Consider the following 14482-nt stretch of genomic DNA (forward strand, 5'->3'; position numbering starts at 1 on the left):
AAACCGTCAGCTAACAGTTGATAAGTAAATTAGTTCCTTATCACTGTTAAGCCAACTGTTCCCGGTATTTTACAATATTTTTATGAACTGTGCAGATTTCAGGCGCACCGGCTCTGCTGCCCTTGACCTTTGCTATGTAGCCTGCGGCAGACAGCACGCTTATCTGGAACAAAATCTGAAGCCCTGGGATTACAGCGGGGCTACCGTTATTTTAAGAGAAGCTGGCGGTACCATCACGGACTGGGAAAATAAAGAGCCGCCTTATCTTGAGAATTCGGATATACTGGCCTGTGTACCCCAGTTCCGGGATATTTTGCAAAGGCTTATATAAAACAGGTCTGGCATGTAAAGCGGACATAAGCATCCCCCTCACCCGCCGCTTAATGCTCCGCGCACTTGAAGCGGGGGGAATGCTTATCTGCGTTCAAATACTTTGTAAATGCTGAAAAACAACTTACAGATATCAAAAGACACCACTGCAGATTTTTCCATATTTCATAAAATCTCATAGATAAATCCAGCGCACGTTTGAAAACGGCTCCAATTGATTTTATGAAGCATCTGCATTGATGTCTTTTTTCACCTCAATTTTATTCCGCCGTATACTCCCGTACTCTCAGCGGAATTCCAAGCTTCTCTGCCACTTTACGGCTTTTCTCAACGTTTTCTTCCCCGATACAGTCTACAACCGTGAATTTCACATTTTCTGTATATTTTTTGCAATCCTGCGCAAATTTCAGCATGGCATCAAAGGCTTTCTCGCCGTAAGCCGGGCGTACCACTTCGTTGTAGGACTTGGCATCTGGCATATTTAAACTGATGGAAACAATATCAACTGCCTGACAGACCTCTTTCGCTATAGAGCGCTTATTGATCAGATCTCCAAGACCGTTGGTGTTCAGACGAAGCTTGATTCCCGGACAGGGCTTCCCATCGCGATCCAAATGTGCCGGATATTTGCTTCTCATATACTCACTGACAGCGATCAGCTTATCCAGCGCCATAGTAGGCTCTCCATAGCCACAGAAAACCGCTTCCTTGTATCCTGAAAAATCAAAAGCATCAATTGCTTTATAAATCTCCTCCATTGTGGGTTCCTTGTCAAACCATAAAGTTTTTGCCTCTCCTACCGAATTCCCATTGTTGCGGATGCAAAAGGTACAGTTGCAAGGACACTTATTTGTCAGATTAAAATATACCTCATCATTATAACAATATACGATATCTGCCATTATTACACTCTCCTTCTCATCTATATTGCGGTTCGCAGACATTACTTTGCGGCACTATAACTTTCTTTTCCGAAATCATTCGCTATCTCAAAGCACCTTGCGTAACATTGCCAGTGGATATTATCCTTTTACAGCAATTGTTATTCTCTTATCAACTTTTACATAATTCCCCAAGATACGCCTCGAAGCAGACTCCGTCATTCCGGTCTGTGCCTTCCTGTACCGTCTGGGCAATTGCCTTGGAAAGAAAATTCACAGCCAGCTCTACACAGCTCATCATGGACATCTCTTTCACCAGACCGGCACTAAGCACCGAGGCAAACAGGTCTCCTGTTCCAGAATAACTGCCTCCTATTTTTGGGGCAAAGCACCAGGAAGAATGACCATTTTCTACTACCAGATTTCCCATCTGATGTACACACAATTCTGCCTGAGACTCCACGCCTGTAATCACAGCTGCCTGTAAGCCATATTCTTTTTTCAGCTGCTCCCCAATCTTTCCGATCTGTTCCAGCCTTTTCCTTCCATCCAGTTCCAAAAGGCTGGCATATCTTTTTTCCATCCCTTCTTTCCCATATAAAAGAAGCAGAGCTTCCGTAAGATTGGGCGTAATCACATGGGCGTTTCCCACCAGCTGAAGCATCTTTTCCCGCAGACCTTCTGTATAAATTCCATAAGCCCTGCCATTGTCTCCCATAACCGGATCCACCAGCACCATTGTGTTCTCCGTTCGGAATCTTTGAAAAAAATCCAGAATCTTATCTGCCTGTTCTTCGTCAGCCAGAAAGCCCGTATAAATTCCATCAGGGGAAAACTTCCGTTTCTCCCATTCTGTCATGATCTGTTCCATGTGCTCTGTATAATCATCACAGTAATAGGAAGGATAACCAGTCTGGTTGCTGAGTACTGCTGTTGGCAGCGGTACCGCCTGCACACCCATCACCGAGATCACCGGAATTGCCGCTGTCAGGGAACATTTTCCAAGCCCTGACAGATCCTGGATTACCGCTATTTTTTTCAAATATATCACTCCTGATTTTTATTGTAAATTTTTCGTTTATATTATAAAATATCACCTAAGTGTATGTACAGAAATATCCAAATTCAACTTTTTTAGAGGGGACAGTTTTATGTTAGACATTGAAAAAAATCAGAACCGCACTACGCATCTTTATATGGAAGTTTACGAATACTACCGCAAACTGATCCTGGATGGGAAAATGGCCCCCGGAAGCAAAATGCCTTCTCTTCGCAAGTGCTCCCAGGAGCTGAAGCTTTCCCGGACTACTATTGAAACTGCCTATCTTCAGCTTGCCGCAGACGGCTACATTATGGCAAAAGCCCAAAGCGGCTACTATGTCACAGAAATTGCCTCCCACCAGCATATAAACAACCAGCCGGGTACTCACAAAGAAACTCATTACCGCTATGACCTGGCATCTTCAGGTGTGGATAAAGAAAGCTTTCGTTTTGACCTGTGGAGCCGCTACATGAAAAGCGCCCTCCGGCAGAATGAACGCATGCTGACCTACGGCGAACCCCAGGGGGAGGCGGATTTCCGGGAAACTTTGTCAGATTATATCCGTGAGAGGCGAAACATTCTTTGTTCTCCGGATGACATTGTAGTAGGTGCCAGTTTCCAAAGCCTGCTGCAGATTCTCTGTCCTCTTATCCATGAAGTATATCCGGAATTTCACCGGGTATCCTTTCCAACCCCTTCTTTTGTTCACGGAAGCACAGTTTTCGGAGACTATGGATATGAGATCTGTTACCGGGACAAAGACTGTGATGTGGTCTATGTTTCCCCTGCACACATGACAAAGTGGGGCGAGATCATGCCGGTAAAGCGCCGTCTGGAGCTTTTGAAATATGCAGATGAACGCCATCATCTGGTAATCGAAGATGATTTCGAAAACGAATTTGTCTATTTCCAGAAGCCTACCCCCTCCCTTTTCGGACTTTCCGGAGGACAGGGCGTAGTTTACATCGGTTCATTTTCCAGATTGCTGCTGCCTTCTATCCGTATCAGCTTTATGATCCTGCCTCCTGAGCTTCTCAATGCTTATAAAAAGAAAGCCGGATTTTACAACCAGACCGCTTCCAAGGCAGAACAGATTGCCCTGTGTCAATTTATCCGGGACGGTCATCTTGCTGCACAGACCAGAAAGCTGAAACGACTTTATTCTTCCAAATTAAAACAGCTTCGCAGCTCAGTCCGTCAGGTATTTGGCAGTGGCTGTCAGATTCAGGTGGGCGCAGCCGGTACCAGTCTGGCTCTTACTTTGCCTTATGAAAAAAGCGGGGATGAATTAAAAAAACAGGCCTCTGAAAAAAGCCTGCATTTACAAATTTTAAAAGAAAGTGAAAAAGATGTGACGGTACTTATGTCCTGCTCTTCCATGCCAGTACAGGATTTCATCCCGGCCTGCGAACTGCTAAAGTCTGTAGTTTTAGATTAAACGGATATGTCGCCTATTCAGCAACATCACCATATATGAAAGTCAGCTGTTCTGCGCCTATGGCGCTCCCACAGCTGCCGTCCGGGACTTTTATAGTAAAAGCAGCGTATACTTTGCCATTTGCCACAGACAGAGTATACGCTGTTTTTTATCCCCGGTTGTTGTCAATCATATACAGCAGGGCATTACAGATGCACGCTGCGATATTTGATCCGCCCTTACGTCCACGGGCTACAATGTACGGTACATTTGTATGCATGATCAGTTCCTTGGACTGCACCACATTCACAAACCCCACAGGCACACCGATGATCAGCTTGGGATCCAGCTTTTTCTCCTCGATCAGCTCATAAAGCCGAACCAGTGCTGTAGGTGCATTTCCAATAGCAAAGATCAGCTTTTTATCCAATCCGGCCGCCTTGTCCATGCTGGCTGTGGCACGGGTTGAACCATTTTCTTTCGCAATCTTCGCCACATCCTCATCTGACATAAAACAGTAAACCTCACCGCCATACCTTGCAAGAGCGCGCTTGTTGATTCCCGCTTTTGCCATCTGGGTGTCGGTTACAATACAGGCGCCATCTTTAATTGCCTGAATCGCTTTTTCCACTGCGTTTTCGGAAAAGCAAAGATTTTTCGCATAATCGAAATCAGCGCTTGTATGAATACATCTCTTTACCACCAGCTCTGTTCCCGGAATCAGAGGGGTATCGCCAAGCTCCTCTGTGATGATCTCAAAGCTTCTTTTCTCTATGTCCATTGGTTTTACATTTTCCAGTTCTACTTTCATATTTGTACCCCCTCTTCCAGGATTTCATATATCTTCTTCATATCCAGATGTTTCCGGAGCTCTGCTGCCAGAATATCATACTGGGTTTCCTTAAACGCCTGGAAATCCATACCAGTCATTCCAGATACATCCAAACCTTTCTTTTCTCCAATGATCTGTACGATTGCCTCAGCTACTGCCTCTTTATCAAAAACACCATGTACATAGGTTCCGCACACATTGTCAAGATAAGCACCATCCGCCTTTCTCTCTCCGGTTACGCTATCCTGAATACTGGTAGATGGCTTTGCATCTCCTTTCAAGGCAGTCTCACCCATATGGATCTCATATCCTTCCAGAGCAGTATCACTAAGCTTTGCAAACGCACCAGTCAGCTGGCCAAAAGAGCCTTCCACTCTGGTTCTGGTCTTTTTCTTTGCAAAAACGGTATCCATTGGAAGAAGACCCATACCTTTAATCGTTCCGCCAGCTTCCACTCCATGAGGATCGCTTAAAGTCTCGCCCATCATCTGATAGCCGCCGCAGATTCCAAAAATCAGCTTTCCTTTCGCAGCCTCCTTCAGGATCAACGCTTCCAGGCCATTTTCTCTCATCCACAGAAGATCTTCCATTGTATTTTTGGTTCCCGGCAAAATGATCATATCCGGATTTCCAAGCTCTGATGGATTTTTTACATAGCGAAGGGAAACTCCCTGAATACTCTCCAGCGGATTAAAATCTGTGAAATTAGAAATTCTGGGCACTCGGATCACCGCAATGTCAATCATGTCTACTGTCCGTTTTGTCTCAAAACGTTCCGTCAGGCTGTCCTCATCCTCCACCTGAATATTCAGATAAGGAGCTACGCCTACAACCGGAATGCCGCTTCTCTCCTCCAGCATTTCCACCCCAGGATCCAGAATGGTTTTGTCTCCACGGAATTTATTGATGATCAGACCTTTTACCATCTCCTTTTCATCTTCTTCCAGAAGCATGACAGTTCCGATCAGCTGGGCAAAAACACCGCCACGGTCAATATCTCCCACCAGAAGAACCGGAGCCTTTGCCATTTTCGCCATACCCATATTTACGATATCATCACTTTTCAGATTGATTTCCGCCGGACTTCCGGCTCCCTCTATAACAATAATATCATTTTCTGCTGCAAGAGCATTGTAAGCCTTCATAATATCCGGCACCAGTTTTTTCTTATATTTGAAATAATCCCTGGCGCTCATGTTTCCCAAAACCTCACCGTTTACGATTACCTGGGAGCCTACATCGTTTGTAGGCTTTAAAAGAACAGGATTCATCAGAACAGAAGGAGCAATTCCGGCTGCTTCTGCCTGCATCACCTGGGCACGTCCCATTTCCAGACCTTCTTTTGTGATAAAAGAATTCAACGCCATATTCTGGGACTTAAAAGGTGCCACACGGTACCCGTCCTGTTTAAAAATTCTGCAAAGGCCTGCTGCCAGAAGGCTTTTTCCGGCATTGGACATTGTCCCCTGCACCATGATTGCTTTTGCCAAAATGTGTTCCTCCTTTTATAAAATCACATTTTCAACTTTGGTTCTATCTATTTCTTTCAATGCCCTGACAAGCTGCTGATTTTCTTCATGTTTCTTCACCGCCACCCTGTAATATCCTTTGGAAAGCCCGGTATAATTACTGCAATCGCGGATCAGGATCTTCTTCTGCTCCAGCTTCTCATACAAATCCGCCGGACCTGTAAAAAACACGTAATTCGCCTGAGAAGGATAAACCGGATAGCCAAGTGCCGCCAGTTCTTCTTTCAGATATGCCAGTTCCTGAAAGGTCACCTGTCTTCCCTTTTCTACATATTCTCTTTCCTGCAAAGCCGCCAGACCAGCCGCCTGTGCCATGGAAGAGACATTCCAGGGCTGACATACACCTTCCATTTTCCTCAGAAGTCCTTTATTTCCGCAAAGGCCATAGCCAAGTCTCACGCCTGCCATAGCATAGCGCTTTGTAAAAGCTTTCAGAAGAAACAGATTGTCATAGGTTTCCAGATATTCTTTTAGCGTATATTTTTCTGGTGATGGAACGAAATCCAGGAAGCATTCGTCCACAGCCATAAGAATATCAAGCTCCTGACAACGCTTCAGAATTTTTTCCAGCAACGGTTTTTCCACCAGAAGCCCGGTTGGATTATTGGGATTACACAGGAAAATAATGTCAATCTCTTTTGTCAATGCCTGTAAGAAGTCTTCCTCCAGCACAAACCCCTTTTTCCCATTCAGGGGAAAAAACTCTACCTGGCAATCCACACTATATAATGCCTGCTGGTATTCTGCAAAAGTCGGAGCCGGCACCAGAGCCCGTCTTGGATTCACCGCCCGGCAAAGGGAAAAGATCACTTCTGCAGCACCGTTTCCGCAGATTACCTGATCCGGCTTCGTATTCTCATATTCTGCAATGGCTTTTTTTAAGGGAGTGCAGCCTACCTGGGGGTAGTCGTTTATATGCTCCAGACTTTTAATGATTGCTTTTTTGATTCCCTCTGGGGTACCAAGAGGATTGCAGTTTGCTGAAAAGTCAATGCACCCCTGATGATGATACACATCACCGCCATGTATGTGTTTTTCCATTGTTGTCTCCATTCAAGTAATTACATGATCTAAAGCGTGTTTGAAAAAGGCTTTCTGTAAGATGTGCGTCACAATTTTAAAACATACTTTAATCTTTTATTTGTTGCTGTTTTTTCAGCAAAATCCGCTATAACACAGTTTTCAGAAGAACACTCAGCCCGAAGAATAAAATTGCTCCCACAATACAGGTTGCATAAAGCAGCTTATTCGCTCTTGGAATATCCTCGATTTCAACCGGGCGGATCGGATCCCCGATCGTCGGTTTTTCATATAGCTTACCAAAATAATAAGCATTTCCTGCCAGCTGAACATCCAGTGCTCCTGCCATAGCCGCTTCTGTCTGGGCAGAATTGGGGCTTGCATGATTGCGGCGGTCTCTTCTGTATATTTTCACTGCATTTTTGGTATCCATTCCAACAAATACTGTGGACAATGCCATCAACCAACCGGAAATTCTGGCTGGAATATAATTCGCCACATCGTCAAGTCTGGCTGCACATCTTCCAAAATACAGATATTTATCGTTTTTATATCCAAGCATAGAATCCATAGTGTTGATGCCCTTGTACAAAAACATCAGGGGAATACCGCCAATTGCCATGTAAAGCATAGGGGCAATAATTCCGTCAGAGGAATTTTCCGCAACCGTTTCCACAGCTGCCTTCGTCACTCCGATTTCTGAAAGTGCCTGTGTATCACGTCCCACGATCATGGAAACAGCATACCGTGCTTCCTCAATGGTTCCGTTTTTCAGGCGGTCATATACTTTCATACTTTCCACTTTCAATGATTTTGTTGCAAGCAGCTGTCCGCACCAGAAAGTCTCCAGTACAAAGCCCAGCCAGAAATTCCATTTATAAAGCAGATGGATTACAACGTAAGGAATAAAAAAGGTAATAAAACAGACAAGGACAACTTCCAGAATGCCTCCTGCCCGCTCACCCTTATCTGTTTTCGGAAACACCCTTCGTATTCCTTTTTCCAGTATGCTGATCAGATTTCCTATAAGACATACCGGATGATATAGCCATCTTGGATCTCCCATAAGCAGGTCAAGAATAAAACCTGCCGGAAGAGTTAATAATCGTATCATTTTTGTAACTCCTTATACTCCAGACACTTTTTTAAAAATGCCTGCGGGATTTTCGGATTTGCGTAATAGTATAAATGAGGAAAGCCAGCTAACAAATGATCAGAGCCGTGCATGCAGTCCCACCCGCGTTTGCTTTCCGATTTGGAAGCATGAAATGCAGTTCCACAATTATCCGAATCAAAATAATGAAATTCATGGGCTGGACTTACTCCAAGATCTGACTCCCCAAGAATCGCTGTTTCCTGTTTTCCATGGGAAATCCCCAGATTCTGCTTCAAAGTAATATAGCCAAATCGGGTCAGTCTGGGTGTGCGCCATACCTTACCCGGAATAACGCCTGCCATTTCATAGCATTTCCCATCCATTCCCTCCATCTTTTCGTGGAGATACATGAACCCACCGCATTCTGCAAGACAGGGCATTCCATCCTTTATGGCTGCCGCAATTTCCTGCCGCATGGAAAGATTCTCCTCCAATGCTTTTCCATTTAATTCCGGATATCCACCATAGAGAAGAAGTCCGTCCAGATTTTCTGGTAAATGACCGTCATGTACAGGCGAAAAGGCCACCAGCTCGGCACCCATGGAACGAAGAAGATCCAGATTGTCCTCATAAAAGAAGCAGAATGCCTCATCTTTCGCAAGACCGATCCGAAGCTTCCCTGGGCTTTTCCAGGTATACACCTGACTCATTTCATTCAATGCATCCACTTCTCTTTTCACCTTTTCAGCTATTACACTGGTTCCAGCAGGCTGACATAGGGATCTCTCATCTGTCTTTTCCAACAATGGATATTCCAACACTGGTGCCCCATTGGCCAGTTTTAATATCTCTTCTATTTCCAGACTGTTCTCCAGCACTTCTGCCAGCTTCAAAAGCCGTCCCTTCAGTTCCGGGATTTCTTCTGGCAAAATCAGTCCCAGGTGTCGGCTCTCGATCACACAATCTTCCACCCTTGGCACATAGCCCAGTACTTTGATGCCAAGCTCCTCTTCCACCAGTTTCTTCATTCTGGGATAGAGCATAGGGGACATCTGGTTAAAAATCACGCCTTTTATGCGGCTGTCTTTTTTGTATTCCAGAAAGCCTTTTATGTAGGCAGCAAGAGAGACACTCATTCCCTTGCTGTTCACGATCAGAATAACCGGCGTATCCGTAACTCGCGCCAGATCATAAGCACTTGCCAAAGTAGTGGTTCCTGCCACTCCATCGTAAAAACCCATAACGCCTTCCATCACTGCTATTTCACAATCAGCACTGTTTTTTGCAAGAAGGTATCTGGTAATCTCCTCTCCTGTAAAAAAAGTGTCCAGATTTCGGGATTTTGTACCAATTACCTGGGTATGGAACATGGGATCAATATAATCCGGTCCGCATTTAAAGGAGACTGTCTTTATTCCTCTGTTTACCAGTACCTGCAGCAGACCACAGGTGAGAAGTGTTTTTCCGCTTCCGCTGGCTCCTGCTGCAAGCAAGATCCTGGGTATTCTTTTTTTCATGATAGTCCTCCTCTTCTTTCCTCGCCAACAGCCTTTTTCTGCACTCTTAAAAAAGCCACACCTGTCATATCTGCGCCCGGGGGCTCTGGCAGGTGATAATATAAATAGGATTTTCTCCCATCATTAGATGGTATCTTCCAATCTCTTTTGATCTGGAGGCTGTAAGCTGCACTGCTTCCTGATCTGCGAAATCGTATTCTTTCAATACCTCCAGTGCCTCACTGATAGTCTCCAGCGTAATGCAGTTGATCACGATCCGCACATCCCGGTTCTTTTCTAAAAGCAGGGCAACGATTTCTTTCAGATTTCCTGATGAACCACCGATAAACGCATGTGTAGGAACCGGCAGTTCTTTTAGTGCTTCCGGTGCCTCGCCCTTTATAATTTCCAGATTATCCGCTGCAAACCGCTGTTTGTTTTCGTAAAGAAGAGCCACCGCGTCATCCTTTTTTTCAACAGCGAAAACCTGTCCCTGATCTGCGCGAAGTGCCATTTCCACAGAAACAGAACCTGTTCCGGCACCTACATCATAGCAGATGGAATCCTCCTGAAGGCGAAGCTTGGAAAGAGAAACACATCTCACCTCTTCTTTTGTCATAGGTGCTTTTCCACGGATAAATTTCTCATCTGGAATTCCATGAGTGGAAAATGCCGGTCTGGCTTTTTCATTATAAGCACAGACAACGCTCAATGCCTGACCCTCATAGGAAGTCAGTTCACTGGCGTTCGCCTGGAATATTTTTTCATCTGGATAGGAAAGGTTTTCTCCAACATAGAGAACCACATCTCCCATCTCATATTCCACCAGCTTCTGTGCAAGTTCCGCAACTGCACTTCCTGTTCCCAGAATAGAAAAAACCTTCTGATTCTGCTTGATCATGGAAACCAAATTGCAATTTTTGCCGTGAACGCTGGTGATCTTTGCGTCATCCCAGGATAAACCAATCTGGGACATAAAATAGACCACAGAAGAAATTCCGCAGATAATCTCAATGGAGACACAGCCATTCTCTTTTTCACTGTCCTCCTGCCCTTCAAAACCATCTGCTAAAACACCCTCTGTTTTCCTTCCATTCAACACATCCAGCAGCTTCTTCGCTCCGCTGTAGAATCCCACATCCCCGGACAAAGCTATCACAATATTCTCATATTCCGGATGGCTCTTAATATAAGCTCCAATCACATCGCTGCGGTATTCATACATCACCGGCTGTCCCGGCTCCCGGATGGAATCTGCCATACGCCTGGCCCCAATGATCAGATCAGCTCTTTGAACTGCCCTTTTTCCCTGAATTGTAAGGGTTTTCTCACTTCCCATCCCAATTCCCAGAAGTGTAACGTGAGGTTTCAGAATAAGTCCAAAATGTTCTGCGAGCATATGTTTGCATTCTGCCACAGAAAGGCCCTCTTCCTGCAGAGGTCTTCCAATTATAACAGGAATCACATCGCACATAAGTGCAGCATCAATTTTCTCCTGGAAACCACCTGCTTTTCCTGTATCCTTTGTCACAAGATATCTGCAGTCATACTGACGAAGCATGGCTGTGTTTAATTCCATGGAAAAGGGTCCCTGCATACCGATCAGATGCTTGCCCTCAAAGCCGTAACCTTTGCAGGTTTCCATCACAGATGGCAAAGACAGAACACGGGCATAAATGCGTTCTCCTGCATCAGATAAAGCTGTAAATTTTCCAAGCTCCTTGCTGCCTGTAGTTAGCAGGATATTCCCCTTAGTGTCTTCCAGAAACCTCACTGCTGCCTCCGTGTCTTCCACATATACAGCTTTATCCTGATACGCGCCCTTTTCACGAAGTACTCTCTCATAGGAAAGCCCTGTATTTTTGCAGGCTGTCCGAATATTCTCCGTTACCTCGGCAGCATACGGATGGGTAGCATCCAGCACCAGTCCGGGACTGAGTTCTTTCAGAAGATTTTCCATCTCCGCCCCATTCAGGCGGCCAGCGTGGATTTTCAGATATTCTCCCTCTTTTAATGATTTGCTGCCGTAATCGGTAGCAACACATGCAAACACACTTACTTTATTTTTTGCCAAAAAGCTGCAGATTTCACAGCCTTCTGTGGTGCCTGCAAAAACAACAACATCAGACATTTTTATATCCTCTTGGTGTTACCATTTTTCCATCAATATTTCTGGTCTGTGAATTTCCGATAAATACAGTGGTAAACATATCTACCTGTGTTTCTTTCAATTCAGCCAGAGTCATAACCCTGGCAGTTTCACCCTCGCGGTTAATGTTCTGCACGGTACCGCATACTGTTTCCGGAGATTTGTGTTGAAGCATAAGTTCGCAGGCTTTTTTCAGATAATCGTGTCTCTTGTGACTGGACGGATTGTAAAGAACAATCACAAAATCAGCTTCCGAAGCCAGAAGAAGACGCTTCTCGATCTTTTCCCATGGTGTGAGCAGATCACTGAGACTGATCAGACAGAAATCGTGGATCAATGGAGCACCAAGAACTGCTGCTCCTCCGGTTGCTGCTGTAACACCTGCAACTACTTCCAGCTCCACCTCCGGATAGTTTGCGCCGATTTCATACATAAGACCAGCCATTCCGTAAACTCCCGCATCACCACTGCAGATCATGGAAACTGTCTGGTCTTTCATAGCCTCATCAAAAGCCATTACACAGCGGTCTACTTCCTTTCTCATAGGTGTAGTGAGAAAAGATTTTCCCGGAAAATGGTCTTTTACAAGATCAATATAAACAGTGTATCCAACGATCACATCACTTTTTTCAAGAGCTGTAGCTGCAGCTCCTGTCATTCCTTCATAAGAACCTGGTCCGATTCCTACCACATAGATTTTCTTTTCTTTACTCAAAACGTATCCTCCAATCTCCAAGGACAAGAGCCGTTGTCACGCCCTCTGCGCCCCGTTTTCTCTGTATAAAATGAACGCCAGTATAATTCTCTGCGGCTTTCACCGCGCTTCGCTCACACACATTATCCACACCTACTGTCTTACTCACAAAAGAGGATGATGTGAATTCACCCTGCACAGACAGAAGTTCCTCACTGGAAAATGTTTTGAAGGGAACTCCCAGCTTTTCTGAAAGAGCCTGAAGCCCGGGTTCTTCTTTTTTTACATCAATGCTTGCTAGAGCTGCAACTGCCTCCGGATAAATGTCATTTTCTTTCAGGCAGCTGAATGCTGCTTTTTCCACGGCTTCTGATTCTTTATTTTTCCGGCAGCCCATTCCAAGCGCAGCAGCTGGTGGAACTACATGCGTCGTTGAGGCAAAGGGATGACAGCTTTTATGTACGGTCACGGCAATCCCCACCTCTGGAAGTGGTGTGCCATCCACAGTTTCATACTGTATTTCAGAAAGTGATATGCCAGTTTTTTGACACCAGATCAGTCCCTCTGGCAGTTCTCCCTCCCAGGGAAATTCGCTGTAGAATCCCACCTTCTCACCTGCCAGCAGCGCGGCAGAAACCTCTTTCGCCTCTTTCATTCGAAAAATGTGACAGTTATTTTTCTTTGCAAACACATCCACAGCAAATTTTCCCTCAAGGTCTGTGGCAGTTGTGACTACAGGGATTGCCTGTAAAATGTCTGCAGCCAGACAGGCAAGTTCATTTGCCCCGCCAAGATGTCCAGACAGCAGGGATATCACAAATTTGCCCAATTCATCTACTACCAGCACAGCCGGGTCTTTCTTTTTGCTTTGTATAAAGGGAGCAATGCTGCGCACTGCGATTCCGGCTGCTCCAATGAAAATGATACTGTCTGCAGTTTCGAACTGTTCTCCCGTCCATTTCCCGCAGCTTCCCTTTATAGAATCTGGAATGTATTTGCTCTTTGTGAAAAAAGAAACTATATTTCCTTCTTTTTCCAGTCCCTTTTTTAGTTTCTCTCCTGTCTGCTGCCCTGTCAGGGTGTAGCATATCATGGAAATTTTCATCCGTTTTCCTTTCATCTGGAACAGGCTCTAACCTAAGCTGCCATATCAAATAACCTTATTCTTATTTCGTTGCTTCACGGAACTCTGTTGTAAATCCTGGATCGTATAACTTGGAACGGTCATAATGAGCGGCATTTACACAGTCTCCAATGATCATAAGTGCAGTCTTCGTAATATGATTCTCTTTCGCAGTCTGCGCCAGGGTTCCTACTGTGCACACAAATTTCTTCTCATCCTCCCAGGTTGCCTTATACACAATCGCAGCAGGAGTATCTGCCGTATAACCGCCTTCGATCAGTCTTCTGCTCAGTTCTTCCAGCATTCCTGTACTGAGAAAAACAACCATAGTTGCCTGATGGGCAGCAAAGGACTGAATGCTTTCCTTTGGCGGAACCGGAGTTCTTCCTTCCATACGGGTGATGATCACGCTCTGGGAAATATCTGGCAGCGTATATTCCAGATTTAAAGCACTTGCCGCACCGCAGAATGCACTGACACCAGGACAGTAATCATAAGCAATTCCCTTCTCATCCAGCACATCCATCTGCTCACGGATGGCACCATAAATACAGGGATCACCTGTGTGGAGTCTTACTGTTGTCTTGCCTGCTGCTTCTGCCTTTTCCATAACAGAAAGCACCTCTTCCAGTGTCATCTTTGCGCTGTTATAAATAGTACAAATATCCTTTGTGTACTCCAGAAGTTTTGGATTTACCAGAGATCCTGCATAAATAACTACGTCTGCTTCTTCCAGATATTTCTTTCCTCTTACGGTGATCAGATCCGGTGCTCCGGAACCTGCTCCTACGAAATGAATCATGGCTTTCTCTCCTTTTTCACTATAATTTTTATTATGCGGCAAAGTTTTATAATTCTTGCTTTAATAAATTT

At 45.0% G+C, this 14482-nt stretch carries 13 protein-coding genes and 1 pseudogene; 2 read left to right on the plus strand and 12 right to left on the minus strand.

Going from position 1 to position 14482, the window contains the following annotated elements:
- Positions 1-82 precede the first annotated feature (82 nt).
- Positions 83-331 (plus strand): inositol monophosphatase family protein, encoded by a 249-nt coding sequence (locus LIZ66_RS15400; RefSeq protein ID WP_227227645.1) that lies wholly within the window; start codon positions 83-85, stop codon positions 329-331.
- A gap of 259 nt (positions 332-590) precedes the next feature.
- On the opposite strand, the gene LIZ66_RS15405 is transcribed toward LIZ66_RS15400, so the two are convergent.
- Complete coding sequence (locus LIZ66_RS15405; RefSeq protein ID WP_173718114.1) at positions 591-1232, minus strand: TIGR04100 family radical SAM protein; 642 nt, start codon at positions 1230-1232, stop codon at positions 591-593.
- Between the two features lie 151 nt (positions 1233-1383).
- Positions 1384-2253: a pyridoxamine kinase gene (locus LIZ66_RS15410; RefSeq protein WP_195391946.1), complete on the minus strand. Its 870-nt coding sequence runs from the start codon at positions 2251-2253 to the stop codon at positions 1384-1386.
- A 109-nt stretch (positions 2254-2362) separates the two neighbouring features.
- Between LIZ66_RS15410 and pdxR the strand changes: the two genes are divergently transcribed.
- Positions 2363-3691, plus strand: coding sequence for a MocR-like pyridoxine biosynthesis transcription factor PdxR (gene pdxR / locus LIZ66_RS15415; RefSeq protein WP_227200782.1), 1329 nt, complete (start codon positions 2363-2365; stop codon positions 3689-3691).
- 148 nt (positions 3692-3839) lie between these two features.
- Here the strand turns inward: pdxR and LIZ66_RS15420 are convergent, their stop codons facing one another.
- The 10 genes and pseudogenes from LIZ66_RS15420 to cobM form a co-directional block, all read right to left on the minus strand.
- Positions 3840-4481 (minus strand): precorrin-8X methylmutase, encoded by a 642-nt coding sequence (locus tag LIZ66_RS15420; RefSeq protein WP_195478507.1) that lies wholly within the window; start codon positions 4479-4481, stop codon positions 3840-3842.
- Positions 4478-5992: a cobyric acid synthase gene (locus tag LIZ66_RS15425; protein WP_173716576.1), complete on the minus strand. Its 1515-nt coding sequence runs from the start codon at positions 5990-5992 to the stop codon at positions 4478-4480. The genes LIZ66_RS15420 and LIZ66_RS15425 overlap by 4 nt, the downstream gene beginning before the upstream one ends.
- Positions 5993-6007: 15 nt before the next feature.
- Positions 6008-7072 (minus strand): pyridoxal phosphate-dependent aminotransferase, encoded by a 1065-nt coding sequence (locus LIZ66_RS15430; RefSeq protein WP_173716577.1) that lies wholly within the window; start codon positions 7070-7072, stop codon positions 6008-6010.
- Positions 7047-7148, minus strand: a pseudogene (locus tag LIZ66_RS20195) (DUF6783 domain-containing protein); the annotation flags it as partial. The pseudogene LIZ66_RS20195 and the gene LIZ66_RS15430, both read right to left, overlap by 26 nt.
- A 51-nt stretch (positions 7149-7199) precedes the next feature.
- On the minus strand, positions 7200-8165 hold the full coding sequence (cbiB, locus tag LIZ66_RS15435) for an adenosylcobinamide-phosphate synthase CbiB (RefSeq protein WP_173716578.1): 966 nt from the start codon (positions 8163-8165) through the stop codon (positions 7200-7202).
- Positions 8162-9664 (minus strand): cobyrinic acid a,c-diamide synthase CobB, encoded by a 1503-nt coding sequence (locus LIZ66_RS15440; RefSeq protein WP_173716579.1) that lies wholly within the window; start codon positions 9662-9664, stop codon positions 8162-8164. Before LIZ66_RS15440 ends, cbiB begins: the two co-directional genes overlap by 4 nt.
- Positions 9665-9728: 64 nt before the next feature.
- Positions 9729-11774, minus strand: a complete 2046-nt coding sequence (gene cobK / locus LIZ66_RS15445) for a precorrin-6A reductase (protein WP_227200781.1) — start codon at positions 11772-11774, stop codon at positions 9729-9731.
- Positions 11767-12507, minus strand: coding sequence for a precorrin-3B C(17)-methyltransferase (gene cobJ / locus LIZ66_RS15450; RefSeq protein ID WP_173716581.1), 741 nt, complete (start codon positions 12505-12507; stop codon positions 11767-11769). The genes cobK and cobJ overlap by 8 nt, the downstream gene beginning before the upstream one ends.
- Positions 12500-13606, minus strand: a complete 1107-nt coding sequence (locus LIZ66_RS15455) for a cobalt-precorrin 5A hydrolase (RefSeq protein WP_226841003.1) — start codon at positions 13604-13606, stop codon at positions 12500-12502. Before LIZ66_RS15455 ends, cobJ begins: the two co-directional genes overlap by 8 nt.
- A 46-nt stretch (positions 13607-13652) precedes the next feature.
- A complete protein-coding gene (cobM, locus tag LIZ66_RS15460) occupies positions 13653-14411 on the minus strand; it encodes a precorrin-4 C(11)-methyltransferase (RefSeq protein WP_118579928.1) in 759 nt (252 codons plus the stop codon).
- Between the last annotated feature and the right edge of the window lie 71 nt (positions 14412-14482).

The organism is Blautia faecis (genome assembly GCF_020554845.1).
GTDB lineage: Bacteria > Bacillota > Clostridia > Lachnospirales > Lachnospiraceae > Blautia_A > Blautia_A faecis.